We start from the raw sequence: 24,502 nt of genomic DNA, 5'->3' as shown, positions 1-24,502 counted from the left end.
AACCCGGTCTCGCGGCCTCCACGCGGTGGTACGTTGCGCTTGTGAGCCGCATCGTGTCGGTGGCTCCGGTCGTGCCCGACCGGAGTTACAGCCAGGGCGAGATCACCGCGGCTCTGCTCGCGATGATCACCGCCGATCCAGGGCGCCAAGCGGTCATGCGCCGCATCCACGCATCCAGTGGGGTGGAGACGCGGAACCTCGTGATGCCGCTCGAACGGTACAGTTCGATCGCATCTTTCCAGGAGTCGAACGACTTCTTCATCGCCGAGGGCACGACGCTCGCCGAGCGCGCGCTCACCGGGGCCCTCGCCGCGGCCGGGCTGCAGCCGACGGATGTCGACTTCCTGCTGTTCACCTCGGTGACCGGCATCGCGGCACCGTCGATCGACGCGCAACTCGTGCAGAGACTCGGACTCCGCAGCGACGTCAAACGGCTGCCGAGCTTCGGGCTCGGCTGCGTGGCCGGCGCGGCCGGGATCGCCCGGGTGAACGACTACCTGGTCGGCCATCCGAACGAGGTGGCCGTGCTGCTGTCCGTCGAGCTCTGCTCGCTCACGGTGCAGGCCAGCGACGACTCGATGGCGAACATCGTCGCCAGTGGCCTGTTCGGCGACGGAGCCGCCGCCGTGATCATGGTGGGCGACCAGCGCGCGAAGCAGCTGGGTCTACCCGGCCCCGAGGTGGTCGACACCCGCAGCCGCATCTACCCGGACACCGCGGACGTGATCGGCTGGGACATCGGAGGCACCGGGTTCCGCATCGTCCTCAGCGCCGGTGTTCCCGAGGTGATCGACCGCAACTTCGCCTCGGATGCCGAGGGCCTGCTGGCCGCGCACGACCTGACCATCGGCGACGTCGGGGCCTGGGCGGCGCATCCGGGCGGCCCGAAGGTGCTCGAAGCGTTCTCGCGGGCGCTCGACCTGCCGGACGGCGCGCTCGACGCCAGCTGGCGGTCGCTGGCGCGCGTCGGCAACCTGTCGTCCGCCGCGGTCCTGCACGTGCTGGCCGAGCTGATGGATGCGCACCACGCGCCGGGCACGAACGGCCTGCTCTTCGCGCTCGGCCCCGGCGTCACCGCCGAGCTGGTGCTGCTGCGCTGGTCGGACGACGCCATGCCTGACGTCGCGCCCGCCGCCCCGGCGATCGGCGCCGCGGCGTGATCCTCTACACGATCCTGGTGCTCGCCACCGGCGGCGAGCGCATCGCCGAGCTGATCGTCTCCTCCCGCAATGCCGCCTGGTCGTTCGCGCGCGGAGGGGTCGAGTTCGGCCGAGGGCACTTCCCGCCGATGGTGGCGCTGCACACCGGGCTGCTGCTGGCCTGCCTGGCCGAGGTGTGGTTCGGCGACCGTCCGTTCATCCCGTGGCTGGGCTGGCCGATGCTGGTGCTCGTGCTCGCCAGCCAGGCGCTGCGCTGGTGGTGCATCGCCGCGCTCGGGCCGCGCTGGAACACGAGGGTCATCATCGTGCGCGACCTGCCGCTGGTGACGCGCGGGCCGTACCGCTGGCTGAAGCACCCCAACTACGTCGCCGTGGTGGTCGAGGGCTTCGCGCTCCCCCTCGTGCACACGGCGTGGATCACGGCCATCGCCTTCACCGTGCTGAACGCCGTGCTGCTGCTGGCCGTGCGCATCCCGTGCGAGAACAAGGCACTGGCCTCGGTGGAGCCGGCGCGGGCATGAGCGACCGGCCCGGCCTGATCGTCGTCGGGGCGGGCCCTGTCGGGCTGGCGTGTGCGATCGAGGCACGCCTGGCAGGCATCGAGGTGCTGGTGATCGAGGCGAGGGACGACCCGATCGACAAGGCGTGCGGCGAGGGCCTGATGCCGGGAGCGCTGGCCGCGCTGCACCTGATGGGGGTCGATCCCGCCGGCCATCCGCTGTCCGGGATCGCCTACCTGGACGGGTCGCGCAGGGTCGAGCACGCGTTCGCCCAGCGGACGGGCCGCGGCGTGCGCAGGACCGTGCTGCAGCAGGCGCTCGCCACCCGCGCCGTCGAGCTGGGCGCGACCGTCGAACGGGCCCGCGTCGTCGGACTGGACAACGGCGCGGACGCGGCCACCGTGACCATCGCGACCGATGCGGCGCACCCGTCCGGCGGCACCCGCACGGCCCCGTGGCTGATCGCGGCGGACGGCTTGCATTCCCCGCTGCGCCGCCTGGCCGGCCTGGAGGGCAGGCAGCAACCGGATGCGCGCCGCCGCTTCGGCGTGCGCCGCCATTACGCGATCCCACCGTGGACCGACCTGGTCGAGGTGCACTGGGCCGACGACGTCGAGGCGTACGTGACGCCGGTCGACGACAATCTCGTGGGCGTCGCCGTTCTCGGCCCCCGACCGCTCGACCAGGATGCGGCCCTCGCGAGCATCCCGCAGCTGGCCGACCGGCTGGCGGGGGTGGATGCCGTCAGCTCCGTGCGCGGCGCGGGCCCGCTCCTGCAGCGCACCACGAGACGCACCTCCGGTCGCCTGATGCTGGTGGGAGACGCCTCCGGATACGTGGATGCGCTCACCGGCGAGGGGATGCGCGTCGGCTTCGCACAGGCGCGCGCCGCCGTCGGCGCCGTGCTCGCTGCAGACCCGTCGCAGTACGAGAGGGCCTGGCGAACGACGACACGCGACTTCCGGATGCTCACCTCCGCCCTGGTCACCGCCGCCCGCTCCCCGCTGCGCGGCCGCATCGTGCCGATGGCCGCGACGCGCCCGCGGCTCTTCGGGTCGATCGTGGAGCGGCTTTCACGCTGACCCTGGGATTCCGTATAGTATGTGACACGGTCGATAGTCAGATGCGGTATTTTGCGAGGTGCACGGTGGTCGATGCGGTCCAGTCCGACGGGGATGAGACGGACGACAGCGCGGCGGACGTCACCTCCGAGTTCCGGCTGCAGCCCACCACCGTCGCCGGGGTGACCGGGCTGTCGCGTCGCACCACGATCACGTTCTACCTCACCGAGGGTCTGCGCAACCGCGCGAGGACGGCATACCGGGCCACCTCGTTCGAGGAGAAGGACAGCAGCTGGTCCGAGATGCTCAACAAGGCGCTGGTCGCCGAGATCGAGCGCCGCGAGGTCGCGTACAACGAGGGCGCGGAGTTTGCCGGAAGCGACGAGCCGCTCACTCCCGGCCGCCCGATCGGGTTCTAGCGCTTGTCGAGCGTTCCCAGCTTGTCGCCGCCGTTCTTGTAGACGGTGAGCGTGTCGCCATCCACCTTCGCGGTGTGCGCGAGATTCAGCCACGGCGTGACGCCCTCGCAGGCCTTCAGCGTGGAGGCGAACGGCCCGAACGTGAACGTGTCTCCCGAGATGGTGCCCTTGCCGCTCATGTCGTTGCACCCGTCGTTCCCGTGGAACGTGCCGTCGGACTCGATCGTCAGGGACGGCTTGCCCGCCGTGTCCTCTCCCCACGAGCCGGTGAACGATGAGCCGGACGACGAGCATCCTGCGAGGGCGGTCAGCACAAGTGCGGCGGCGACGGCGATGACGGGGCGGACGAACCTGACGGTCTTCATGGCTAAAACCTAGTGGTGGTGAGCTTCCAGCGGAATGCTTGCGCACTCTCGTTTCCGTACCGATTGCGTCGCGCCGCTGCGAGGGTAGCGTGACGGCAATGACAGACGACCAGAGCACGCACGAGGACGACCTCGCCACCATCGCCGAACTCATCTCGGCGTCCCGGGTGGCGCTGCTGACCACGCAGACCGCATCCGGGGCATTGCACTCCCGCCCCCTCGCCACCCAGAAGGCCGAATTCGACGGCGACCTGTGGTTCTTCACGCAGGATCCGAGCCCGAAGGTGGCCGACATCCACGCGCATCCCCAGGTGAACGTGTCGTACGACACCGGCAAGGGCTACCTGTCGCTGGCCGGCACAGCAGAGCTCGTGCACCACAGGGATAAGGTCGACGAGCTGTGGACCCCGGCGATGGACGCCTGGTTCCCCGACGGCAAAGACGACCCCTCGGTGGCACTGCTGCACGTGAGCGCGGAGTCCGCCGAATTCTGGGCGTCGCACGAGCCCGGCATCGTGAAGGTGTTCAAGATCGCGAAGGCGACCGTCACCCGCACCCGCCCGGACATCGGCGAGAACAAGACGGTCGAGCTCTAGACGCTGCTTTGTCTTAGACTAAACAATCTGAAATTACATCTTCTGATTCTTAATGCTACTGTCGTTTCTGCTCCACACACGAGAACGATCGGAATAACGATGACGAATCAGAGGTTTGCGCGCGCCCGCGTGGTTGCGGCAGTAGCGATGGCTGTGGGATTGGGCGCGGGCAGTGTAGCCGCCGCGGCCCCGGCTTCGGCGGCAGACTATTCCCCTCCGTGCGGCAAGGTCAGCCTGGCGACATGGTCAGCGAAGAACATCAGTTGTTCCAAGACGATCCGCCACGTCAACTACGTCAAAAACGACGGTTACTACTACCACGCCTGGGTTTCCAAAGGCGCCACATCCACGGCTTCACGCTGCTACATCGGCGCCAATAAGACGAGCTTCCAGGTGAACGGCGACGGCGGCCTGACCGGCTACGGAATCTAGCGATTGCATGTCGTTGTGCCGGGGCGCTGAGCGCCCCGGCAGAACGGCTGACTAACGAGGTTAGATCCATGAGAAAAGCCCTTGCATTGGCCGTTGCGAGTATCGGCCTCCTGTGTTTCAGCGGCTGTTCGGCTGAGCAAACCGGCCCTGCCCGGACTGCGGACGGGTCGCCCACGTTCCGTGGTCCGTGGTCCGCGGCCTTCGCCGAGGCGTGGTCGAACTCGAACAATCAGCTCCAGCGCAGAATCCTGAGCGATGAAGAGATCTCGGAACGCGAGAATCAGGAACTGCAGGACCGCTTCGTCTCCTGCATGGCTCGCTTGGGTGCAGCTGTCACGTGGGACACCGACGGAGGCTTCCACATCGCTTCACACGACGACGCCGACCGGAGTTCAGAGACGACCGAGTCTGTGACGAGATGTGAATCGGAAACAACCGGTCCGATCAGCCCCCTCTTCTACCAGGTGAGGAGCAACCCGGACAATCGGGACATTTACGAGCTCATCGCCTCGTGCCTCGTGTCCAAGAAACTGGTCGAATCGACGTACAGTGCCCGCGACTATCAGAGCGATTTCGAGTCGGACACCTTCCCATTCTCACCGACGGATGAAGCGTTCAAAAAGTGCAACGTGGATCCGTTGGGTTTGAATCCACAAGCTCCTCGCTGATGAGTCGGCTGAGACGCAGCGCAACCCTCCTCTCCCTCGCGGGGGTGGGCGCAATCGCTATCGGCGCGACAGTCGGCGTCGCACTCACACCGCAACAACGCCCGGCCACGCTCGCAAGCCCCAGCCCGCACGACCACATCGATGTGACCTCCGAGGAGTTTCTGGATTCCGCCCCTGTCGAGATCGAAGTCACGACATCTGCGTCCGGCGATGCACGCATCCCGCGGGCAGGGGTGCTTTCCCGAGCCGATTGCCGATCGGGCTCGGCGCTCGAGTCGGGCGTCAACGCATTCTCAATCGAGGGCGAGCCGCTGCTCAACCTGGTGATGCCGCTACCGTTGTGGCGCGACCTTGAACTCGGGGAGGCAGGGGCGGACGTGGATTCGCTGCGTGCGGGCCTCCGGGCGCTCGGGGACGATCTGGATGAACACGGCCCGGTGACGACGATGCTCGTGAATGCCCTGAACAACAGGTTGGCGTCCATCAACGCTCCCGGTCGCGTGTCCGGTGTGAGTCACGAATCGATTGTCTGGCTCGGCTCGGCCGTTGCTGTCGCTTCCTGCCCGGTGACCGTCGGAACGCACCTCCAAGCGGGCGATGTGATCGCCGAATTCGTGCCAGCGGTCGAGTCAGCGCGGGTGACGCGACTCCCCGGCGGGCTGGCGGAGCGTCGGTATGTCGTCGAGGTCGACGGGCAGGTCTTCGACCTCGACAAAGACGGAACGCTCGCAGATCCGGCGCGGCTTGCGACAGATCCCGCCCTCAACCGCGTTCGAGACACTGCAGCAGGCGGTCCCGACTCGCCCTCGCGCACGGTTCACGGCGAGTATCGGCTCGCTGAGCCGCTTGACGTGCTTGTTGTCCCCCCGAGCTCCGTGATCCTTGCGGCCGGCACAGCCGGCTGCGTGATTTCGGGCGACAGGCAGGTGAACGTCCGCATCGTGGGGTCTGAGCTGGGAAAGACGATGGTGGTTCCAGCGGCACCAACGCGACTCCACTCGGTCCGCGTACAGCCCGAAGCATCGTGGAAATGCACGTAGAACTGGAGCAGGTCGGACATCGCTTCGATCGTTCAGCCTGGCTGTTTCACGACCTTTCTCACTCGTTGCATCCGGATCGGCTCTATGCCCTGACCGGACCGTCCGGCTCAGGCAAGAGCACGCTACTCAGCATCATTTCCGGACATGTGAATCCGGCGGCCGGACGGGTCCGCCGGATCGGCGTCAGTCGCGTGCAGTGGGTGTTCCAGAACCCGTTCGGCGATCCACGACGATCAGTGCTGGATCTGGTGTGCCTTCCGCTCCTGTCGCTCGGGATGCCCCGGAGGGATGCGAGGATCGCCGCTGCGACGCTGCTCGATGAGTTCGGCCTGGCTGAGCACGCGATGAGTCGCTTCTCGACGCTCTCCGGCGGACAAGCTCAGAGACTCATGCTCGCGCGGGCGATCTCCGCACAACCGGACCTGCTCCTCGTCGATGAGCCGACCGCTCAACTCGACTCGCAGACGGCGGAGACCGTGATCGGCGCATTGGGCAGGCTCGTGAGCAGGGGCGCAATCGTTGTCGTCGCAACCCATGACGAGCGAACGGTCCGAGCGTGCACGGAATCGATCGAACTGGCGCGGTCAACGCGATGAGGCTCGGTGACATCGTCGGCGAGGCTCTGCGCAATGTCGCCACCGGGACCGCGCGAACCTTCCTGCTGGCCTTGATGTTGAGCGCGCTCTGCGTGTCCCTCGTATGCTTCGACGGCCTCATCGCCCGGAACTCGCTCGAGAGGGCCTCCGCATTCGTGGCCTCAGGGGGCTCGACGCTCGTTCTCAACTCGAAGAACGGCATTGATGGCCGACGATGCGACAATCTCTCCTCCCTCAGCAACGTTCAGGCCTCAGGTGCCACACGGGCAAGGGACTCCAAGGTCGTCGCGCGAGCGTTGCCATCGTCAGGCATCCCCACGTTCGAGGTGACGACGGGGTTCCTTCGCGTTCTGAATGCGGAACCGACCGCGGGGCGAATGGGTGTGTACGTGTCGTCGCAGGTGTCCGACGAACTGGCGCTACATGGCGGAGACAGGTTGCCGTCGACGAAAGGCGACATCCCCGTGGCCGGCACGTTCACCCATCCGGACGATGGACGCCGGGGTGGGTATCAGTATTCAGTCCTCTTTCCGTCCGTGCCTTCCGGGGGATACGACGAATGCTGGGTGTCAGTCTGGCCACAAGACGGGTCGATCGCCTCGCTACTGTCGCTCGTCGCCTTGACGCCGACGACCGACAGCGAACCTCCGACGCTCTCCCAGCTGAATTCGACGGGCGGGGTTCGCTTCGACGGGGGCGACGACTACCAGGAGCGGCCGTCGCGGTTCTCCGATATCGCCGCCGCAATCGGTGCGCTCCTTCTCGGAGTCGGTGCGATCAGACTGCGAAGGCTCTCGCTGGCCTCTGCCAGGCACCTCGGCATGCGCGCTACCGCGCAGACGCTGATGCTCGTGATCGAGTATCTTCTGTGGGGACTCGTTGCACTCGTCCTCACAGCTCCGGCCCTTGTGTGGTGCATGTCGGGCCTGAACACGGCGGATGTCCCTGCGGTGTTCGCAAACCTTGTCCGCATTCCCATCGCGGGACTCATCGGCGGCTTGGCTGGAACCGTGATCGGCGTCACACTGGTGCGCGAGCGCCAGTTCTATCGCTACTTCACGACCCGGTAGACATCGGCGAGAACAAGACGGTCGAGCTCTAGAGCACGACCCTGGTGGATGCGCGCAGCGACTCCCGCGCGGCCAGCGCGACCCGGAGCGCGTCCACCGCTGCGCTCGTGGGGCAGCGGTCCGGGGCGACTCCCGCGCGTACGCAGTCGAGGAAGTATGCCGCCTGCGCGACGAACGGTTCGCCGTCGGCGGGGAGCAGCGCATCCACCCCGTCGGTGCCGACGATGTCGAGGCTGGTGCTGAACGCGAAGCCTTCCGGCAGGTCGCCGACGGTGAGGACGGTGGCGATGCCGCCGCCGGAGTACTCGATCGTGGTGGAGACGGGGGCGCCGTAGCCGCCGGGCGAACGCACGGCCGTCACGGCCAGCGGGGTGCCGAGGTGGAGGTTGGCCTGGTCGAAGTCGTGGATGGCGAGGTCGACCACCAGGCCGCCGGACCGCTCCTCGTCGGCCATCCACTCCGGCCGGTGCGGCGACGAGGTCATCCGGGTCGCCCGCAGGGCGCGCACGGTGCCGACCCCTCCGGCGGCGATCCGCCCGGCGAGCGCGGCGTATGCCGGGAAGAATCGCACGACGTGCGCGACCATCAGCACCCCGGATGCGCGGGACGCGGCCTCCTGCACGGCCAGCGCGTCGTCCAGGGTCAGCGCGATCGGCTTCTCGAGCAGCACGTTGCGGCCGGACGCGAGCGCGCGGATGGCGAGGTCGGCGTGCGTCGGCGTCGGGGTGCAGACCGACACGATCGTGACGGCGGGATCGGCCAGCGCGTCGTCGAGGGTGGTCGCCCAGCGCGCATCCGGAGCTGCGGCGAGCGATGGGCTGCGGCGGGGCGACACCACGGAGAGCACCGGGATGCCGAGCGCGGACCAGGCGCGGGCGTGCGCCTCGGCCATCCGCCCGGCGCCGACGATCGCGACGCCGTGCGCAGCAGCGCTGTGCGCCTCAGCGCCGTTCACCGCACCACGCGGTTGATCTCGGCGGCGTCGAACAGCTTGTCGAGCACCAGGCGTCCTGCACCCCGGATACCTGCCCTGTCCTTCGCCACGGACACCGCGATGTCGAGGTCGTCCGTGACCATCGGCAGGCACTCGAAGTAGATGGTCGAGCGCACGCCGGCGACGAACGCCTCCGCCTCGCCCAGGATGCCGCCGAGCACCAGCCGCTGCGGGTTGAAGAAGTTCATGATCGTCGCGAGCACCCCGCCGACCCGGCTGCCGGCCTCGCGCAGCATCTGGGTGGCCAGTGGATGCGCATCCCGCGCCAGCGCCAGCACCTCGCTCGTGTCGGCGACCTCCACCCCCGCGTCGCGCAGGGCCTGGACGATCGCGGCGCCACCGGCCACCGCATCCAGGCAGCCGGTGCGGCCGCAGGAGCACAGCACGGGCGGGGCGCCCGGCACCGTGACGTGGCTGATGTCGCCGGCCATGCCGTGGTAGCCGTGGTACAGGCCGCCGAGCGCGATCACGCCGCAGCCGATGCTGGATCCGGCCTTGACGAAGACGAGGTGCTGCACGTCGTCGCCGAGGCTGTCGTGCTCGCCGAGGGCCATCAGGTTGGCGTCGTTGTCCGTGGCGGAGGGGAGGCCGCTCAGCTCAGTCATGGCGGCGGCGACGTCGACGCCGTTCCAGCCGGGCATCCTGGACGGGGAGACCATGCGGCCGGTGGTCGAGTCGACGGGGCCGGGGAGGCCGATGCCGTAGCCGCGGAGGCGCTGGCCGGGTTCGGCGTGCTCTGCGACGAGTTCGTCGGCCACGGCCATGATCCAGGTGAGGATGCGCTGCGGCCCCTGGCCGATGTCCATGTTCTCGTTGCGCACCGCGATGAGGCGGCCGGAGAGATCGATCAGGCCGAAAGTGGCGTGGTGCGAACCGAGGTCGACCGAGCAGACGACGCCGCTGCTCGGGTCGACTTCGAGGGTGCGAGGGCGGCGGCCGCCCTGCGAGACACCCTCCCCCGCCTCCCGGATGTATCCGGAGGCGATCAGGGCGTCGATGCGCTGGGCGACCGTGGACGGGGACAATCCCGTGCTGCGCGCGATCTCGGCCCGGGAGCGGGAATGGCCGGAGCGGATCAGGTCGAGGATGACGCCAGCGTTCGAGCCGTGGCCGGGCTGTGCGTCGATCGTGCTCGTCGCGTCAGTGATTCTGCTCATGGCGCCGATCGTTCTCCTCTGAAGACGTGTGAGTTGAGGATACTGTACCGACTTTCTCCGAATTTGGATTAAGTAATTCCAATATTGCGTAAAAGCAGGATTACTTAGTACGCTTTCCGCAACCCGACCGCCAGGCCACTCGACCAGGCCCCATCAATGACGACGCGAGGAACCCGCATGACAGCAGCACCCGAACAGCAGCTCATGGTGAGCCTGCGTGCCGTCGACAAGCACTTCGGCGAGCTGCACGTGCTGCAGAACATCGACCTCGACGTGCAGAAGCGCGAAGTCGTCGTGGTCGTCGGTCCCTCCGGCTCCGGCAAGTCCACCCTGTGCCGCTCGATCAACCGTCTCGAGACCATCGACTCCGGCGAGATCCGCGTCGACGGCGAGCTGCTCCCCGTCGAGGGTGCGGGGCTCGCCCGCCTCCGCGCCGACGTCGGCATGGTCTTCCAGTCGTTCAACCTGTTCGCCCACCGCACCATCCTGGACAACGTGACCCTCGCCCCGATCAAGGTGCGCGGCACGAAGAAGGCGGAGGCGGAGAAGGAGGCGATGGTCCTCCTCGACCGCGTCGGCATCGCAGACAAGGCGCACAGCCACCCCGCCCAGCTCTCCGGCGGCCAGCAGCAGCGCGCCGCCATCGCCCGGGCGCTCGCCATGCACCCCAAGGTCATGCTCTTCGACGAGCCGACCAGCGCCCTCGACCCCGAGATGGTCGGCGAGGTCCTGGATGTGATGACCTCGCTCGCCAAGGAGGGCATGACGATGATCGTCGTCACCCACGAGATGGGCTTCGCCCGCCGCGCAGCCGACCGCGTCGTCTTCATGGACCGCGGGCAGATCGTCGAGCAAGCCGCACCCGCCGAATTCTTCGACTCGCCGCGCTCCGAGCGCGCCAAGTCGTTCCTCGCTTCCGTCCTCTCGCACTAGCGAACGGAAGGCTTCGCCCTGCACCACCCGATCGCATCCCGATCGAACCCATTGGAAAGGACGCACCACATGATCCGCAGCATTACCCGCAGGAAGGCAACGGCCGCCGGAGTCCTGCTGGCCGCTGTGACGCTCGCCGTCACCGGCTGCTCATCCGGCACCACCAGCCTCCCCGGCAGCAGCTCGAGCAGCAGCTCGTCCAGCGCAGACTCGCCCTTCGCCGACGCCCCCGTCGCGAAGGCCGACCTCATCCTCCCCGGCTCCACGATGGAGAAGATCAAGAAGCGCGGCAAGCTGATCGTCGCAGAGGCGCTCGACGCCCCGCTGCTCTCGCAGCAGGACCCGACGAACCCCGACCAGGTGACCGGCTTCGACGCCGACCTGGCCAAGCTGCTCGCCACGTACATCCTGGGCAAGCCGAACGTCGAGATCGTCCCGCCGGCGTCCGAGACGCGTGAGGCGATGCTGCAGAACGGCACCGTCGACGTGGTCTTCAACACGTACACGATCACCGAGGAGCGCGCGACGCAGATCGACTTCGCCGGACCGTACTTCGAGTCCGGCCTGGCCGTCGCCGTGAAGAGCGACAACACCTCGATCAAGTCCGTCAAGGACATCGACGGCAAGAACGTCATCGTCGGCGCGAACACCCCCGCCGTCACCGAGGTGCCCAAGGTCGCCCCGAAGGCCAAGGTGACCGCGTTCGCCACCGACCCGGCCGCCGTCCAGGCGCTCATCCAGGGCCGAGGAGAGGCGTACGTGCAGGACTACACGCTCCTCGCGAGCGACGCGGCCAGCGAGAAGCAGATCAAGGTCGTCGGCGAGCCCTTCACGAAGGAGCCGTACGGCATCGGCCTGCAGCACGGCGACTCGGACTTCAAGTCCTTCATCAACGACTGGCTGAAGACCATCCAGAAGGGCGGCCAGTGGGGCAAGGCGTGGAAGACCACGCTCGGCACCGTGACCGACTCGGCCATCCCGACCCCGCCGGAGATCGGTTCCGTCCCCGGCTCCTGACCGGAGCCCCCGGGTTCCCCCGGCTCGGGGACTCCCTCAGCTCGGGATGCGCGCGGTACGACCACACACGCCCGCGCGCATCCCGACCCACCATCCCCGTCTCCCCGCAGTGAGTGAGCAATGAATCCCCTGATCGACAACCTCGGAGCGATCGTTCAAGCGCTCGGCACGACGCTGATGATGGCGCTCATCGCCGGTGTCTGCTCGATCGTGCTCGGCGTCCTCGTGACCGTCGCGCGGGTCAGCCCCATCCCGATCCTGCGCGCCGCTGCGTTCCTGTACGTGCAGTTCTTCATCAACGTCCCGCTGCTCGCCCTGCTGCTGCTCGCCGTGTTCGCGCTGCCGGATGCCGGTCTCCTCCTTCCCCTGACGCCCACGGCGATCATCGTGCTCACCGTCTATGAGGCCGCGTACGTCGCCGAAGCCGTGCGCTCGGGTGTCAACACCGTCTCGGTCGGCCAGGTCGAAGCATCCAGAGCCCTCGGCTTCACGCTGAGCCAGTCGCTGCGGTTCGTCGTCATCCCCCAGGCGCTCCGCGCCGTCGTGCAGCCCATCGGCAACGTGATGATCGCCCTCGCGATGAACACGGCGCTCGCGGCGGCCGTCGGCGTCGTCGAGCTGACCGCCGAGGTCAACAAGATCAACCTCATCGCCGCGCAGCCCATCCTGATCTTCTCCGGCGCGGGCATCATCTACATGGCCATCGCCCTGGCGATCGGCCTCGCGGCCGGCTGGGTCGAACGAAAGGTGGCGATCGTCCGATGACCGCTCAGCTCATCCCCGACCGTCCGGCTGCGCGTCCGGCGAAGGCGAAGCGCGCGAAGAAGCGCACGTACGCCGCCTCCTTCATCTACGACCAGCCCGGCCCCCGTGGCCGCAGGAACATCCTGATCGGCTCGATCGTCAGCAGTGTGGTCTTCGCGCTGATCATCGGCGCCGGCCTCTGGCAGTTCGCGGCGCACGGTCAGCTCGATCCGGCGCGCTGGCAGCCGTTCACCGACTGGGCGATCTGGCAGTACCTGCTCGTCGGCCTCCTCGGGACGCTCCAGGCCGCGGCCATCGTCGCCGTGCTCGGCGGAGCGCTCGGCGTGCTGCTCGGTCTCGGCCGGATGAGCCACCAGCGCTGGCTGCGCTGGCTCTGCTCCGCATACATCGAGATCGCGCGCACCATCCCGGTGCTGCTGATGATCTACCTGATGCTGTTCGGCCTGCCCCAGATCGGCATCAACCTGCCCACCCTGTGGAAGCTGGTCGTGCCGCTCACCATCGCCAACTCGGCCGTCTTCGCCGAGATCGTCCGGGCCGGCGTCGGCAGCCTCCCCCGCGGTCAGCGCGAGGCGGCACTCAGCCTCGGGATGCGCGGAGCCCAGGCCATGCGGTTCGTCGTCCTCCCCCAGGCGTTCCGCAACGTGGCGCCGTCGCTGATCACCCAGCTGGTCAGCCTCCTCAAAGACACGTCGCTCGGCTACATCGTGGCGTTCACGGAGCTGCTCTACCGTGGGCAGGTGCTCGCCTCCTTCCTGCACCTCCTCATCCCGACGTACATCGCCGTGACGTTCATCTACCTGGTGGTCAACGGCAGCCTCTCCGCTCTGGCGTCGCGTCTGCAACGCGGCTCTCGCCGACGCCCTTCGACACAGCCGGCGCTGCCCGGCCTGCCCGCAATCGATACGAAAGCCGCGAATGTCTGAGTCACCCACCGCCGTTCCCACCGCCCCCACCGTCGGTTCGCTCGCCGAGCTGGCGACCGTCACCCGCTCCGGCCTGATCGAGAGCCGCCACTTCGGCAGCCTGGTCGCCGTCGACCCGTCCGGCGCGACGGTTCTCGAACTCGGCACCCCGGATGCGGCGATCCTGCCCCGCTCGACGGTCAAGCCGCTGCAGGCGCTCGCCTGCCTCACCGCGGGAGCCCCCCTGTCCGGACCTGAGCTGGCCATCGCGGCCGGCAGCCACACCGGAGAGGACGAGCACGTGCGGGTGGTGCGTGCGATCCTCGACCGCGCAGGACTCGACGACTCCGCTCTCGGCTGCCCCGTCGACCGCCCGGAGGACGAGGCGACATTCGAGCGCCTGGTCCGCGCCGGCGAGCCGCGCGCCCGCGTGCGGATGAACTGCTCCGGCAAGCACGCCGCCATGCTGCTGGCCTGTGCCGTGAACGGCTGGTCGACCCACGACTACCTGGACACCGCGCATCCCCTGCAGCAGCACGTGCGGGCCACGATGGCCGAGCTCACCGGCGTGCCGGTCTCCCACGACGCGATCGACGGATGCGGCGCCCCGCTTTTCGGCACCACCGTGCGCGGCGTCGCGCAGTCGTTCCGCGCCCTCGTGCAGGCCGAGGAGGGGACCCCGGCCGCGCAGGTCGCCGCCGCGATGCGCGAGCACCCGTTCTATGTCGGAGGCTCCGGCCACCAGAACTCGGCCCTGATGGAGACGGTGCCCGCCGCCCTCGCCAAGGGCGGAGCCGAGGGCGTCATCGGCGTCGCGGCCGCGGACGGCACGGCCGTCTCGATGAAGATCGTCGACGGCAGCCCGCGCGCCACCACCCTGCTCGCCCTGCGCGTGCTCGAAGCGCTCGGCACCGACATCTCGGGCGCCACCGCGCTCACCGCGCTGCCGGTGCTCGGCGGCGGAGTGCCGGTCGGCGCCATCGGCGTCGGCAGCGACCTCGCGGCAGCGCTGGAGCGCGTCGCGTGACCCTGGTCGAGATCTGCCTCGACGACCTCGACGGCGTCGCGGCGGCCGAACGCGGCGGAGCCGACCGCATCGAGCTGTGCTCCGCGCTGAGCGAGGGCGGCGTCACGCCGTCGCTCGGAACGGTCGCGGCCGCACTGCGCCAGGTGACGAGCATGGGGATCAACGTGCTCGTGCGGCAGCGCGGGGGCGACTTCGTCTTCAGCGAGGCCGAGGTGTCCGCGATGGTCGACGACATCGTCGCCATCCGCGGTCTGCCCAACCCGTCCGGTGTTCCGCTCGGGTTCGTCATCGGCGCGCTCCGGCCGGACGGCACCATCGACGTCGCGGCGACGGCCAGGATGCGCGAGGCCTGCGGCGACGCGCCCGTCACCTTCCACAAGGCGTTCGACCAGACCCCGGACCTGCCGGCCTCGCTGGACGAGCTGATCGTCCTCCGCGTCGACAGAGTGCTCACCTCCGGAGGGGTGGCGACCGCCGCCGACGGCGCGGAGAAGCTGGCCGAACTCGTGGTGCGCGCGCGCGGACGGGTGACCATCCTCGCGGGCGGCGGTGTGCGCCCGGCCAACGTTGCGGAGCTGGTCCGCCGCACCGGCGTCCCCGAGGTGCACCTGCGGGCGAGCGAGGCCAGGCCCAGCGCATCCCGGGCCGCGGGTGGTGCTGCGACCGTGTACGACTCCGGATTCCGGATGGTCACGTCCTCCGCCGTGGTCTCCGCCGTGGTGGCCGAGCTGGAGCGGGTGGCGGCATGAGCGCATCCACTGCCGCGCAGGCCGAGGACGGCCCCGTCGAGGCCGTGCTCGCCGTCGACCTCGGCGGCACCGCGATGAAGGGCGCCGTCGTCACGGCGAACGGTGACGCCATCGCCGAGCTGACCATCCCCACCCCCGCCACCGACGTGGTCGACGCGCTGGTCGCCCTGTTCCACGCCCTGCGCTCCCTGGCGGACGACGCCGGATGCACGGTGATCGGCGCAGGAGTCGCCACCCCCGGCATCGTGGACGAGGAGCGTGGCGTCGTGCTCTACGCCTCCAACCTGGACTGGCGGGACGTCCCCCTCCTCGACACCCTGCGCGCCGAGCTCGACGTTCCGGTCGCCCTCGGCCACGACGTGCGCGCGGCCGGGATCGCCGAGCGCCTGATCGGAGCTGCGCGCGGCTCGGACGACTTCGTCCTCGTGCCCATCGGCACGGGTGTCGCCGCCGCGTTGATCACCCGCGGCGGAACGGTCACCGGCGCGACGGGCGCCGCGGGCGAGTTCGGCCACATCCCGGTCATCCCCGGCGGCGAGGAGTGCACCTGCGGCCAGCGCGGCTGCCTGGAGGTGTACGTGTCCGGCGCCGGGCTGGCGCGCCGATACGCGGCGGCAGGCGGGGACGACCTCAGCTCGCGCGAGATCGTCGCGCGGCTGGGCACGGACCCGACCGCCGACCGCGTCTGGTCGGAAGCCGTCGACGTGCTCGCTCAAGGCCTCAACATCATGACCCTCCTGCTCGACCCTGCTGTGATCGTCCTCGGCGGCGGGTTCTCCCGCGCCGGCGACGCCCTGATGGTGCCCCTCACGGAGCGGATGAGCGCCGGGCTCGCCTGGCGTTCCCGTCCCCGCGTGGTGCGCAGCGAGCTGGGAGGCGACGCCGGACGGACCGGCGCCGCCATCCTCGCGTTCCGCGCGGCAGGTCGCAGCGACCTGCCGGCATCCTGGGCCGAGAGGTTCGAGAAGCAGCCCGTCCTGTCGGACTAGGCGGCCTCCCGAACCCCGTCGGCCTCAGGGATGCGGTGGTGGTGCTCCGCAGCCTCAGTGGATGCGGTGGTGGTGCGCAGCAGCCTCACGGTTGCGGCGGGCGAACAACAGCACGACTCCGGCCAGCGCGAGCAGCGCGGCCAGTGCACCGAGCCCGCCCAGCCCCGACACGTCGGAGCCGGTGGATGCGAGCATCCCGGCGGCGGCGGTCGATGCGGTGCCGGCCAGGGCCATTGCCGAGCCGACGCCTGCGGTGACGGTGGCCCCGTTGCCGTTACCGGTCGACGGGGTCGTTCCGGGCGTTCCCGGGCCGGTGGGCGTCACCGGGGTGCCGGGGTCGGTCGGGCCGGTGGGCCCGGTCGGCGTGGTCGGTCCGGTCGGGGTGGTCGGGCCGGTCGGCGTGGTGGTGGAGCCGGTGGTGCTGGTGTCGCCGATCACGCTGATGGCGTTGCCGCCGAGGGTCACCGGGATCCCGAGATCCACCGGCAGCTGGATGCCGCCGAGCAGGCCCCCGTCTCCGGTGGTCGTCGAGCCGCCGGTCGAGCCGGTCCCGCCCGTGCTCCCGCCGGTGGTCGCAGCCCCCGTAGTAGCACTGTCGCCGACGACGCTGATCGCGTTGCCGCCCGCGGTCACCGGCACGCCGGCACCGACGGGGAGCTGGATGCCCGAGAGCACCCCGTCCTCGCCGGTGGTGGTGGGTGCTGCGCCGCCTCCGGTGCTGCCGGCGGCCGGGGCGGTCGCGGTGGAGCCGGAGCTGGTGGAGTCACCGAGCACGCTGACGGCGTTGCCGCCGGCGGTCACAGGAACAGCGGCGCCGATGGGCGCCTGGATGCCCGAGGCGATGCCGTCAGAACCCGTGGTGGTCGGCGCTGAACTGCTGCCCGAGCCGGCCGCAGGAGCGGTCGTGTTCGAACCGGAGGTGGTGGAGTCACCGAGCACGCTGATCGCGTTGCCACCGGCGGTCACCGGCAGTGCGGCGTCGATCGGCGCCTGGATACCGGAGGCGATGCCGTCCGCACCGGTCGTGGTCGGCGCTGAATCGCTGCTCGTGCCCGCCGCAGGAGCGGTCGCCGTGGAGCCCGAGCTGGACGAGTCACCGAGCACGCTGATCGCGTTCCCGCCCACCGTCACCGGCACAGCAGCATCCACCGGCACCTGCGCACCGGAAGCGATGCCGTCGGCACCCGTCGTGGTCGGCGCGGAGCCGGCAGCACCGGCACCGGCAGCAGGAGCGGCCACAGCCGCACCCGAGCTGGACGAGTCACCGAGCACGCTGATCGCGTTCCCGCCGACCGTCACAGGCACAGCAGCATCCACCGGCACCTGCGCGCCGGACGCGATGCCGTCCGAGCCGGAGGTCGTCGCGCCGGTGGGCGCTGCGGCCTCGGGAGCGGCGGCTGCCGGAGCAGCGGCCGTCGAGTCGGCGCTGGCCGTGTCCCCGACCGCGCTGATCGCGTTGCCGGTGACCGTCACCGGCACGTTCACGTCCAGGAGCGCTTGCGTGCCCGAGAGCACGCCGCCCACTCCGGACGTGTCGACCGTGGCCGACGGGGCCGGTGCGGCGGCCGGTGCGGCGGCGGGTGCGGCGGTCGCCGCGTCCGCGCTGCTCGAGTCGCCGAGCACGCTGATCCCGTTTCCGCTGATCGTGACGGGGACCGTCAGGCCGACGACGGCCTGGGTCCCGGAGGCGGTGCCGTCAGATCCGCTGGTCTCGGCCGCGTTCGCGACACCGACACCCGCCAGTGACAACCCGCCGAGGAAGAGGGTGAACCACAGCCCCCTCGACACGTACTTGTTCATGGTCTTGCCTTTCGATTGAGTGGTGTGCTCCCACACGGGAGACTTCGGTCGCGTTCTGCCGTAGAAGGGCAGAGGCGACCCACTCAGTCGGGGCTGATGTCGTGGTCGGCGACGGGCGACGCCGGAAGACGGTCGTCGCCGTTGGCACCCAGCGGACCGCCGACGGCGGCCACGGGTGCGATGAAGCTCTCGGGGATGGCGGCACCGGGTGCGGCACCGCCTGCTCCGGATGCGCCCGCCCCGCTGCCCGAAGACGGCGCGGGAGGCGCGGCAGGAGTCGGCCCGTACGGGCCGGCAGGGGCGGCCGGCGCACCGTCGGGGAGCGTCGCAGAGCCTGCGCTCGCCAACGCCACGACCAGTGGATGCGCGCCGCCGCGTCCCGCAGCGAACGCGCCGAACCCACTACCGTCACCGAGGGCGGCGGCGTCGGCGGGAATCCCGCCCGGCCGACCACCGGCATCCACACCGGGAGCGCCCGGAAGGCCGGACTCCCCCGGACCGCCGGCACCGGGCACGCCAGGACCGCCGGGCAGGCCGGGTCCCCCGGGAGTGCCGGGGAGTCCCGGCGGCAGCACGATGGGCGTCCCGACCACCGGGTCGACCGCCTTCGTGGTGCCGTCGACCACCGCGGTGACCGTGTCGTCGACGGTGTTCGTGACCGGCGTGACGACGGTGGCGACCGGGTCGTCGCCGAGAAGATCGTTGGTGAGCGGGACCGAGTTGAGCACGTCGTCCACGACGCCGACGACCGGCGTGACGGTGGACGTCACGGGCGCCTGGTCCGCGATGCTGTCGAGGGTGTCCGTCACCGGCGTCGTCACGGTGGCGACCACATCCTGCACGGGGGCGGGAACCGCGGGGGCGACCGCCTGGGTCACCGACGCCGCCGTGTCCGTCACGCCGCCGACGACCGCGCCGACCGACTCGTCGACGCCGGAGACGAGGCCGCCGACCGCTCCGAGCACCGAGTGCACGGGCTGCGGAGGTGCAGGCTCGGCGGCGGATGCCTGCGACGAGCCGAGGAAGAAGCCGAGGATCGCGAGACCGGCACCGCCGATCAGAGACCCGATCAGGATGCGGGCAGGGGAGAAGGCGGTGGGCTGTTCAGCCGTGTGTACCAACCCGATCACCCCCTGACCGTTCGAGACAATCGGGACTGTACTCCCCCGTCTACCCGATCGGAAGAGTTTCTGTCGAGGATTCTTTCGAGGGGACTCCGGCCGCATCCAGGGCATCGGTGCGCGAACGCCGCGCCGCCAGCCCGGCGAACACCATCACCACCACGGCTCCCAGCGTGATCGCGGCCCCCGCCCAGAGCGGGGACGTGTAGCCGAGACCGGCCGTGATCGTCACCCCGCCGATCCAGGCGCCGAGCGCGTTTCCGACGTTGAACGCGGCGATGTTCGCGCCGGACGCGAGGGTCGGAGCATCCGGGGCGTAGTTCATCACCCGCATCTGCAGCCCTGGCACGGTCGCGAACCCGAACGCGCCCATCAGCACCAGTGCGATCACCGCAGCGACCGGGTTGCCTGCGACCAGCGCGAACACCGCGAGGATCACCGCCAGCCCGGCGAGCACCACGGTGAGGGTGAGGTCGAGCGCGCGGTCGGCGAAGCGGCCGCCGAGCGCGTTTCCGGCGAACAGGCCGACGCCGAACAGGATCAGCAACCACGGCACGGCACCGGATGCGAACCCGCTGACCTCCGTGAGGGTGAACGCCATGTAGGTGAACGCCCCGAACATCCCGCCGAAACCGAGGATGGTCACGACGATCGAGAGCCAGACCTGCCCGGAGCGGAACGCCCGCAGTTCGCTGCGAAGGCTGGGTGCTGCGTCGTCGGACGGGGCGCGAACGCCCGTCCCGGACGGCACGAGAACGGCGACGCCGATGGTCGCGACCACCCCGATCACCGCGATGGCCCAGAACGTGGAGCGCCAGCCGAGCGCCTGCCCGAGCAGGGTGCCGAACGGGACGCCGAGCACGTTCGCGGCGGTGAGCCCGGTGAACATGATCGCGATGGCGCGCGCCTTCTTGTCCGGGGCGACCATCCCGGCCGCGACCACGGAGCCGATGCCGAAGAAGGCGCCGTGCGCGAGCGCGGCGAGCACCCGGCCGGAGAGCATGAACGCGTAGGTCGGGGCGAGGGCGGAGGCGGTGTTGCCCACGATGAAGAGCACCATCAGGCCGAGCAGCGCCGCCTTCCTGGGCAGCCGGTTGATCGCGGCGGTGAGGAACAGCGCCCCGACCACCACGCCGAGCGCGTATCCGGAAATGAGCCAGCCCGCCGCCGCTTCGTTCACGCGGAAGTCGGCCGCCACCTCCGGCAGCAGACCGGCGATGACGAACTCGGTGAGGCCGATGCCGAAGCCGCCGAGGGCGAGGGCGATGAGGCCGATGGGCATGAGAACTCCTGTGCTGGTAGTCTGATAGTTGCAGGCGCGTCATAAATAGTTGCACATGCAATTACTTTCTGCAACCCGTGGATGCGCGCGCCGCCACCACAGAACAGGGAGGCCCGCCGATGGGAATCACCGACGACGCCGTCGAGGTGCGCGCCCAGGGCTGGCGCACCCTCGCAGCGCTGCACAACTTCATCGAGAGCGAACTCGAACGCGCGCTCACCAAAGAGGTGCAGCTCTCCGTGGTCGAATACACGGTGCTCGACGCCCTCAGCCGCCAGGACGGCTGGCACATGCGCATGCAGCAGCTCGCCCGCGCGAGCGCCCTCAGCCCGAGCGCGACCACCCGCCTCGTCAACCGGCTCGAAGAGCGCAGCCTCCTCACCCGGGTACTCTGCGACGACGACCGCCGCGGCATCTACACCGAGCTCACGGCCGCCGGCCACCACCTGCTCGACGCGGCCCGGCCCATCCACGACGCCGCCCTCGAACGCGCGCTCGCCGAGGCGCACGACGTGCCCGAGCTGGCCGGGCTGATCTCGGCGCTGCCGCAGCTCGCACTGGTGCACTGACCGCTGGTGCACTGACCGCTGGTGCACTGACCCTCGCGGCACTCGCCGCCCCGAACCCCCTTTCGACGAAAGACCCTCCGATGCTCCGCACCATGTTCAAGTCCAAGATCCACCGCGCGACCATCACGCACTCCGACCTGCACTACGTCGGCTCCCTCACCGTCGACCTCGACCTGCTCGACGCGGCCGACCTCCTCCCCGGCGAACAGGTGAGCGTCGTCGACATCGCCAACGGCAACCGCTTCGAGACCTACCTCATCGCCGGCGAGCGCGGCAGCGGCGTCATCGGCGTCAACGGCGCGGCAGCCCACCTGGCCGAGGTCGGCCACCTGGTGATCGTCATCTCCTACGCCCAGCTGACGGACGAGGAGGCCCGCGCCTTCGAGCCGACGGTCGTCCACGTGGATGCGCAGAACCGCATCGTCGCGGTCAACTCCGACCCGGCCTCCGCGATCACCCCCGGCGTCGAGACCCCGCCGTTCGCGGTGCGCTGAGCCGGGCGGCAAACGCGACAACGCGCGCCCCAGCCGTCAGCGCAGGCGGTCCGCCCCAGCCGTCAGCGCAGGATCTCCACCAGCGCGATCCAGCTGAACAGGGCAGCGCCCAGCAGCGCCACGATCGTCCCGATCGCCACGAGGTAGAGCGCGGCGGGCAGCGACAGCACCCCAAGCACGCCTCCGACCGCGAAGATCACCAGCGGCAGCACGAACGACACGATGTGCTGCACGTCGTACCGGTGATACTCCGCTCCCCCCGGATCGTGGACGATCGCCCGCGACGCCATCACCGCGATCACCACCCCGATCGCCGTGCCGACCAGCGTCACGATCCCGTACCCCCACAGCGCCTGACCGGGGATGAGGGCCACGCACGCCAGCACGATGCCGAGGATCAGCGCAGCGACGGCGGCACCTGCCCGCGCGGCGAGTCCGCGCGATTCGGCGATCTGCTTGATGTTGACGGACAGCGCCACGATCAGCAGCCCGCCGAGGGCGGCACCCGCCCCGGCGATGGCCACGTTGAACTCCGCCCACGGCTCGAGCTGCGCATCCATGCCCACATGCTAGCCAGGGGACGCGCCGGGGGCGTATAAAGAGGCCATGAGCGAACCGATCGAGCAGTGGGTGGAACTCTATCGGCGGGCCTGGGAGTCCAACGATCCGGACGACATCCGGGCGCTGTTCACCGAAGAGGCCAGCTACCGCACCGAGCCGTTCGCCGAGCCGTGGGACGGCCACCTCGAGATCGTCGAGGGCTGGCTGGATGCGCAGGACGATCCGGGAGCAGCCACCTTCGAGTGGCGCGTGGCGGGCCGCGACCAGCACACCTATTTCGTCGAGGGCGTCACCGACTACCGCGACGGCCCCATCTACAGCAACCTCTGGGTGGTGAAGCTCGCCCCGGACGGCCGGGCAGAAGAGTTCACCGAGTGGTGGATGGAGCAGGAGCCCGCGCAGGACTGAGCCGTCTGCGAGACGCTCGGCGCCGGCTGGCCAGCTCCCCCACCTCCCGCCGCCTTCCGCTCAAGCGGAGAAATCTCCACCAGCGCGCGCGAACTCCGTTCGGGCGGAGGGACGCGCCGCGCTGACGCTCGGACTTCCGCTGAAGCGGAGCCGCCAGGCGGCGGGCCGGTTGAGCCGGAGTTTCCGGCCGACACGCCGCCAGGATCTCCGCTCAACCGGAGCATCCCGAAGTCGCGGGCTGGATTTCCGCTTAGACGGAACCTATGGAGTGCTGGATGGAGCAGGAGCCCGCGCAGGACTGAGCCGTCTGCAGCACGGCCTAGAGCGCGCCGAGCCAGAGGCCGAGGCCCGCTGCGGCGAGCGCGAGCAGCATCATGCCGAACGCGTTGAAGGCGGCCGCCCGGTAGCGGCGCTGCTGGGCGAGGCGGACGGTTTCGTAGCTGGCGGTGCTGAAGGTGGTGTACCCGCCGAGGAAGCCCGTGCCGATGATCGCGCGCCATTCCGGCGGCAGCCCGTTGGCGATGGCGAGTCCCGTGACCAGGCCGAGGAGGAACGAGCCCGTCACGTTGATCACGGTGGTGCCGAGCGGGAAGGCGACAGCGATCCGGCTGCGCAGCACCCCGTCGAGCACGAGACGTGCGACGGCGCCCAGGCCGCCCGCGACGGCCACCCCGACCACCAGCAGCGGCGTCACCGCGTCCGCCCGATGCGCGCGCCGAGCGCGATCCCGGCCACCGACGCCACCGCGCCGACCAGGATCGTCGCGATGGCGTAGAGGATGCTGCCGCCGAGGTTCTGTGCCGCGATCAGGCCGTCCGCATCCACCGCGAACGCGCTGTACGTGGTGAAGCCGCCCAGGATACCCGTCCCGGCGAACAGGCGCACGCTGCGGCGCATCCCGTGGTCCGGTCCGCGCCTGGCGAGCGTTTCGAGCAGCCAGCCGAGCAGGAACGCACCGACCACGTTGATCGCGAACGTCGCCACCGGAAGCCCGGCCAGCGGGGGAATCGCCGCCGAGATCAGGTAGCGGGCGGTCGTGCCGAGCGCCCCGCCGACGAAGACCAGCCCGAGGTACTGCCAGCGCAGGTGCACGGGAGCTTGTCCGGTCGCGGCCATGCGGTATCCACCCTTCGGTCAGGAAGCGTAGGAACTATCAGCGGACGACGCGGTTCGGGCGCGAAACGGTCGCGGCCCCGGCGAGATCCATCGCCGTTCGCCCACTATACCGGCGGGTCCTCCCACGGCAGCGCGCCCTGCCCGGGCACCGGCGCGAGCGGCACCACGATCACCGGGCGGTGCTGCCGGTGCGCCAGGTGCACCGCCACCGAGCCGTTGAAGAACTCCCGGATGCTGCCCCGCAGCCCGGCCTCGCGCGTCCCGACCACGATGTAGCGCGCATCCACCTCGTCGGCCAGCCGGGTGAGCGCCCACGAGGGGTCGCCGGCCAGCTGCTTCAGCTGGTACGGCACGCCCGTCCCGTTCAGCACCGACCGGATGCGCTCCTCCAGCTCGGGGTCGAAGGTCTCGTCTTCGACCTCCGGGAGGTCGGGGTCGTACGGCAGCGCGACCACGGTGCCGTCCACGTAACTGGACACCAGGTAGCGGTTCGGGTCGACGTTCGCGCAGATCAGGGGAACGTCGAGATCGTCGGCGAGGGTGAGTGCGTGCTGCAGGACGGTCACCGGCTGGCCGGGGACGACCGCGACGAGGATTCCTCCGCGCAGACTGCTGTCATTGCCGCTCATGTCCCTAGTGTGCACCACGCCCGCCCTCGACGGCTGCAGGATGCTGGGGTACCGTCGCGGTAACGCGGCCGTACCGATC

General features: G+C 69.8%; 30 protein-coding genes and 1 riboswitch. Of the genes, 20 read left to right on the top strand and 10 right to left on the bottom strand.

Features of this window, described 5'->3' with window-relative positions; all coding sequences use genetic code 11:
* Nucleotides 1-41: 41 nt before the first annotated feature.
* The 4 genes from AC1ROC_RS17425 (at nt 42) to AC1ROC_RS17410 (ending at nt 3,140) form a co-directional block, all read left to right on the top strand.
* On the top strand, nt 42-1,160 hold the full coding sequence (locus AC1ROC_RS17425) for a type III polyketide synthase (protein ID WP_493001704.1): 1,119 nt from the start codon (nt 42-44) through the stop codon (nt 1,158-1,160).
* The gene (locus tag AC1ROC_RS17420; RefSeq protein ID WP_168688323.1) at nt 1,157-1,681 is read left to right on the top strand and encodes an isoprenylcysteine carboxyl methyltransferase family protein; all 525 of its coding nucleotides are present in this window, start codon (nt 1,157-1,159) and stop codon (nt 1,679-1,681) included. The genes AC1ROC_RS17425 and AC1ROC_RS17420 overlap by 4 nt, the downstream gene beginning before the upstream one ends.
* A complete protein-coding gene (locus tag AC1ROC_RS17415) occupies nt 1,678-2,742 on the top strand; it encodes an NAD(P)/FAD-dependent oxidoreductase (RefSeq protein ID WP_085367567.1) in 1,065 nt (354 codons plus the stop codon). The genes AC1ROC_RS17420 and AC1ROC_RS17415 overlap by 4 nt, the downstream gene beginning before the upstream one ends.
* Nucleotides 2,743-2,807: 65 nt before the next feature.
* Entirely contained in the window at nt 2,808-3,140 is a 333-nt protein-coding gene (locus AC1ROC_RS17410) for a ParB family protein (protein WP_247597232.1), read from the top strand.
* On the opposite strand, the gene AC1ROC_RS17405 is transcribed toward AC1ROC_RS17410, so the two are convergent.
* On the bottom strand, nt 3,137-3,505 hold the full coding sequence (locus tag AC1ROC_RS17405) for an META domain-containing protein (protein ID WP_493001701.1): 369 nt from the start codon (nt 3,503-3,505) through the stop codon (nt 3,137-3,139). The two genes, AC1ROC_RS17410 and AC1ROC_RS17405, sit on opposite strands and share 4 nt — an antisense overlap.
* 98 nt (nt 3,506-3,603) lie before the next feature.
* Between AC1ROC_RS17405 and AC1ROC_RS17400 the strand changes: the two genes are divergently transcribed.
* The 6 genes from AC1ROC_RS17400 to AC1ROC_RS17375 all read left to right on the top strand — a co-directional run bounded on the left by AC1ROC_RS17400 (nt 3,604) and on the right by AC1ROC_RS17375 (nt 7,907).
* Complete coding sequence (locus tag AC1ROC_RS17400; protein WP_493001699.1) at nt 3,604-4,101, top strand: pyridoxamine 5'-phosphate oxidase family protein; 498 nt, start codon at nt 3,604-3,606, stop codon at nt 4,099-4,101.
* Between the two features lie 99 nt (nt 4,102-4,200).
* Nucleotides 4,201-4,533: a hypothetical protein gene (locus AC1ROC_RS17395; RefSeq protein WP_143465505.1), complete on the top strand. Its 333-nt coding sequence runs from the start codon at nt 4,201-4,203 to the stop codon at nt 4,531-4,533.
* Nucleotides 4,534-4,601: 68 nt separating this feature from the next.
* On the top strand, nt 4,602-5,201 hold the full coding sequence (locus AC1ROC_RS17390; RefSeq protein WP_085367564.1) for a hypothetical protein: 600 nt from the start codon (nt 4,602-4,604) through the stop codon (nt 5,199-5,201).
* Nucleotides 5,202-5,245: 44 nt separating this feature from the next.
* Complete coding sequence (locus AC1ROC_RS17385; RefSeq protein WP_143465503.1) at nt 5,246-6,241, top strand: hypothetical protein; 996 nt, start codon at nt 5,246-5,248, stop codon at nt 6,239-6,241.
* Entirely contained in the window at nt 6,232-6,837 is a 606-nt protein-coding gene (locus AC1ROC_RS17380) for an ATP-binding cassette domain-containing protein (protein WP_493001696.1), read from the top strand. The genes AC1ROC_RS17385 and AC1ROC_RS17380 overlap by 10 nt, the downstream gene beginning before the upstream one ends.
* On the top strand, nt 6,798-7,907 hold the full coding sequence (locus AC1ROC_RS17375) for a hypothetical protein (RefSeq protein WP_493001694.1): 1,110 nt from the start codon (nt 6,798-6,800) through the stop codon (nt 7,905-7,907). Before AC1ROC_RS17380 ends, AC1ROC_RS17375 begins: the two co-directional genes overlap by 40 nt.
* Nucleotides 7,908-7,935: 28 nt before the next feature.
* Here AC1ROC_RS17375 and AC1ROC_RS17370 read toward each other — a convergent pair whose 3' ends face one another.
* Both AC1ROC_RS17370 and AC1ROC_RS17365 read right to left on the bottom strand, forming a co-directional pair.
* Nucleotides 7,936-8,862 (bottom strand): Gfo/Idh/MocA family protein, encoded by a 927-nt coding sequence (locus AC1ROC_RS17370; RefSeq protein WP_493001692.1) that lies wholly within the window; start codon nt 8,860-8,862, stop codon nt 7,936-7,938.
* Nucleotides 8,859-10,058, bottom strand: coding sequence for an ROK family protein (locus tag AC1ROC_RS17365; RefSeq protein WP_493001690.1), 1,200 nt, complete (start codon nt 10,056-10,058; stop codon nt 8,859-8,861). The genes AC1ROC_RS17370 and AC1ROC_RS17365 overlap by 4 nt, the downstream gene beginning before the upstream one ends.
* A 204-nt stretch (nt 10,059-10,262) precedes the next feature.
* On the opposite strand from AC1ROC_RS17365, the gene AC1ROC_RS17360 reads away from it, so the two are divergent.
* The 7 genes from AC1ROC_RS17360 (at nt 10,263) to AC1ROC_RS17330 (ending at nt 16,443) form a co-directional block, all read left to right on the top strand.
* Nucleotides 10,263-10,991, top strand: coding sequence for an amino acid ABC transporter ATP-binding protein (locus AC1ROC_RS17360; protein WP_179150697.1), 729 nt, complete (start codon nt 10,263-10,265; stop codon nt 10,989-10,991).
* Nucleotides 10,992-11,060: 69 nt separating this feature from the next.
* Nucleotides 11,061-12,008, top strand: coding sequence for a glutamate ABC transporter substrate-binding protein (locus AC1ROC_RS17355; protein ID WP_085367558.1), 948 nt, complete (start codon nt 11,061-11,063; stop codon nt 12,006-12,008).
* 120 nt (nt 12,009-12,128) lie between these two features.
* The gene (locus AC1ROC_RS17350; protein ID WP_168688318.1) at nt 12,129-12,773 is read left to right on the top strand and encodes an amino acid ABC transporter permease; all 645 of its coding nucleotides are present in this window, start codon (nt 12,129-12,131) and stop codon (nt 12,771-12,773) included.
* Nucleotides 12,770-13,699: an amino acid ABC transporter permease gene (locus AC1ROC_RS17345; protein WP_085367556.1), complete on the top strand. Its 930-nt coding sequence runs from the start codon at nt 12,770-12,772 to the stop codon at nt 13,697-13,699. The genes AC1ROC_RS17350 and AC1ROC_RS17345 overlap by 4 nt, the downstream gene beginning before the upstream one ends.
* Nucleotides 13,692-14,705: an asparaginase gene (locus AC1ROC_RS17340; RefSeq protein WP_493001687.1), complete on the top strand. Its 1,014-nt coding sequence runs from the start codon at nt 13,692-13,694 to the stop codon at nt 14,703-14,705. The genes AC1ROC_RS17345 and AC1ROC_RS17340 overlap by 8 nt, the downstream gene beginning before the upstream one ends.
* Nucleotides 14,702-15,454, top strand: a complete 753-nt coding sequence (locus tag AC1ROC_RS17335; protein ID WP_493001685.1) for a copper homeostasis protein CutC — start codon at nt 14,702-14,704, stop codon at nt 15,452-15,454. The genes AC1ROC_RS17340 and AC1ROC_RS17335 overlap by 4 nt, the downstream gene beginning before the upstream one ends.
* A complete protein-coding gene (locus AC1ROC_RS17330; RefSeq protein WP_493001683.1) occupies nt 15,451-16,443 on the top strand; it encodes an ROK family protein in 993 nt (330 codons plus the stop codon). Before AC1ROC_RS17335 ends, AC1ROC_RS17330 begins: the two co-directional genes overlap by 4 nt.
* 54 nt (nt 16,444-16,497) lie before the next feature.
* On the opposite strand, the gene AC1ROC_RS17325 is transcribed toward AC1ROC_RS17330, so the two are convergent.
* From AC1ROC_RS17325 to AC1ROC_RS17315, 3 genes are all read right to left on the bottom strand, one after another.
* On the bottom strand, nt 16,498-18,243 hold the full coding sequence (locus AC1ROC_RS17325) for a chaplin family protein (RefSeq protein WP_493001681.1): 1,746 nt from the start codon (nt 18,241-18,243) through the stop codon (nt 16,498-16,500).
* 83 nt (nt 18,244-18,326) lie between these two features.
* Entirely contained in the window at nt 18,327-19,373 is a 1,047-nt protein-coding gene (locus AC1ROC_RS17320; RefSeq protein ID WP_493001679.1) for a hypothetical protein, read from the bottom strand.
* Between the two features lie 40 nt (nt 19,374-19,413).
* A complete protein-coding gene (locus AC1ROC_RS17315) occupies nt 19,414-20,646 on the bottom strand; it encodes an MFS transporter (protein ID WP_085367552.1) in 1,233 nt (410 codons plus the stop codon).
* A 119-nt stretch (nt 20,647-20,765) separates the two neighbouring features.
* On the opposite strand from AC1ROC_RS17315, the gene AC1ROC_RS17310 reads away from it, so the two are divergent.
* Together AC1ROC_RS17310 and panD are read left to right on the top strand one after the other, a co-directional pair.
* Nucleotides 20,766-21,215 carry a MarR family winged helix-turn-helix transcriptional regulator gene (locus AC1ROC_RS17310; protein ID WP_085367551.1) on the top strand — a complete coding sequence of 150 codons (450 nt, stop codon included), beginning with the start codon at nt 20,766-20,768 and terminating at the stop codon, nt 21,213-21,215.
* A gap of 80 nt (nt 21,216-21,295) precedes the next feature.
* Complete coding sequence (gene panD / locus AC1ROC_RS17305; RefSeq protein WP_085367550.1) at nt 21,296-21,709, top strand: aspartate 1-decarboxylase; 414 nt, start codon at nt 21,296-21,298, stop codon at nt 21,707-21,709.
* Between the two features lie 62 nt (nt 21,710-21,771).
* Here the strand turns inward: panD and AC1ROC_RS17300 are convergent, their stop codons facing one another.
* Nucleotides 21,772-22,269 (bottom strand): hypothetical protein, encoded by a 498-nt coding sequence (locus tag AC1ROC_RS17300; protein WP_085367549.1) that lies wholly within the window; start codon nt 22,267-22,269, stop codon nt 21,772-21,774.
* Nucleotides 22,270-22,315: 46 nt separating this feature from the next.
* Between AC1ROC_RS17300 and AC1ROC_RS17295 the strand changes: the two genes are divergently transcribed.
* Entirely contained in the window at nt 22,316-22,678 is a 363-nt protein-coding gene (locus AC1ROC_RS17295) for a nuclear transport factor 2 family protein (protein WP_085367548.1), read from the top strand.
* 319 nt (nt 22,679-22,997) lie between these two features.
* Here AC1ROC_RS17295 and crcB (AC1ROC_RS17290) read toward each other — a convergent pair whose 3' ends face one another.
* From crcB (AC1ROC_RS17290) to AC1ROC_RS17280, 3 genes are all read right to left on the bottom strand, one after another.
* Nucleotides 22,998-23,372, bottom strand: coding sequence for a fluoride efflux transporter CrcB (gene crcB, locus AC1ROC_RS17290; RefSeq protein WP_085367547.1), 375 nt, complete (start codon nt 23,370-23,372; stop codon nt 22,998-23,000).
* Complete coding sequence (gene crcB, locus AC1ROC_RS17285) at nt 23,369-23,794, bottom strand: fluoride efflux transporter CrcB (protein WP_085367546.1); 426 nt, start codon at nt 23,792-23,794, stop codon at nt 23,369-23,371. The genes crcB (AC1ROC_RS17290) and crcB (AC1ROC_RS17285) overlap by 4 nt, the downstream gene beginning before the upstream one ends.
* A 21-nt stretch (nt 23,795-23,815) precedes the next feature.
* A riboswitch (Fluoride riboswitch) is annotated at nt 23,816-23,898 on the bottom strand.
* Nucleotides 23,899-24,423 carry a universal stress protein gene (locus AC1ROC_RS17280; protein WP_493001675.1) on the bottom strand — a complete coding sequence of 175 codons (525 nt, stop codon included), beginning with the start codon at nt 24,421-24,423 and terminating at the stop codon, nt 23,899-23,901.
* Nucleotides 24,424-24,502: the final 79 nt, after the last annotated feature.

Source organism: Leifsonia sp. GW821-FHT13C05 (assembly GCF_058806515.1).
The sequence above is the reverse complement of the archived record's forward strand: the minus strand, read 5'-3'. Positions and strand labels throughout refer to the sequence as shown.

Coding starts and splice junctions, on each gene's coding strand:
- AC1ROC_RS17355 (WP_085367558.1), top strand. CDS start 11,061: ATGATCCGCAGCATTACCCGCAGGAAGGCAACGGCCGCCGGAGTCCTG.
- AC1ROC_RS17340 (WP_493001687.1), top strand. CDS start 13,692: ATGTCTGAGTCACCCACCGCCGTTCCCACCGCCCCCACCGTCGGTTCG.
- AC1ROC_RS17395 (WP_143465505.1), top strand. CDS start 4,201: ATGACGAATCAGAGGTTTGCGCGCGCCCGCGTGGTTGCGGCAGTAGCG.
- AC1ROC_RS17415 (WP_085367567.1), top strand. CDS start 1,678: ATGAGCGACCGGCCCGGCCTGATCGTCGTCGGGGCGGGCCCTGTCGGG.
- AC1ROC_RS17330 (WP_493001683.1), top strand. CDS start 15,451: ATGAGCGCATCCACTGCCGCGCAGGCCGAGGACGGCCCCGTCGAGGCC.
- AC1ROC_RS17360 (WP_179150697.1), top strand. CDS start 10,263: ATGGTGAGCCTGCGTGCCGTCGACAAGCACTTCGGCGAGCTGCACGTG.
- AC1ROC_RS17350 (WP_168688318.1), top strand. CDS start 12,129: ATGAATCCCCTGATCGACAACCTCGGAGCGATCGTTCAAGCGCTCGGC.
- AC1ROC_RS17325 (WP_493001681.1), bottom strand. CDS start 18,243: ATGAACAAGTACGTGTCGAGGGGGCTGTGGTTCACCCTCTTCCTCGGC.
- AC1ROC_RS17390 (WP_085367564.1), top strand. CDS start 4,602: ATGAGAAAAGCCCTTGCATTGGCCGTTGCGAGTATCGGCCTCCTGTGT.
- panD (WP_085367550.1), top strand. CDS start 21,296: ATGCTCCGCACCATGTTCAAGTCCAAGATCCACCGCGCGACCATCACG.
- AC1ROC_RS17310 (WP_085367551.1), top strand. CDS start 20,766: ATGGGAATCACCGACGACGCCGTCGAGGTGCGCGCCCAGGGCTGGCGC.
- AC1ROC_RS17405 (WP_493001701.1), bottom strand. CDS start 3,505: ATGAAGACCGTCAGGTTCGTCCGCCCCGTCATCGCCGTCGCCGCCGCA.
- AC1ROC_RS17295 (WP_085367548.1), top strand. CDS start 22,316: ATGAGCGAACCGATCGAGCAGTGGGTGGAACTCTATCGGCGGGCCTGG.
- AC1ROC_RS17315 (WP_085367552.1), bottom strand. CDS start 20,646: ATGCCCATCGGCCTCATCGCCCTCGCCCTCGGCGGCTTCGGCATCGGC.
- AC1ROC_RS17380 (WP_493001696.1), top strand. CDS start 6,232: ATGCACGTAGAACTGGAGCAGGTCGGACATCGCTTCGATCGTTCAGCC.
- AC1ROC_RS17400 (WP_493001699.1), top strand. CDS start 3,604: ATGACAGACGACCAGAGCACGCACGAGGACGACCTCGCCACCATCGCC.
- AC1ROC_RS17280 (WP_493001675.1), bottom strand. CDS start 24,423: ATGAGCGGCAATGACAGCAGTCTGCGCGGAGGAATCCTCGTCGCGGTC.
- AC1ROC_RS17365 (WP_493001690.1), bottom strand. CDS start 10,058: ATGAGCAGAATCACTGACGCGACGAGCACGATCGACGCACAGCCCGGC.
- crcB (WP_085367546.1), bottom strand. CDS start 23,794: ATGGCCGCGACCGGACAAGCTCCCGTGCACCTGCGCTGGCAGTACCTC.
- AC1ROC_RS17345 (WP_085367556.1), top strand. CDS start 12,770: ATGACCGCTCAGCTCATCCCCGACCGTCCGGCTGCGCGTCCGGCGAAG.
- AC1ROC_RS17300 (WP_085367549.1), bottom strand. CDS start 22,269: ATGGATGCGCAGCTCGAGCCGTGGGCGGAGTTCAACGTGGCCATCGCC.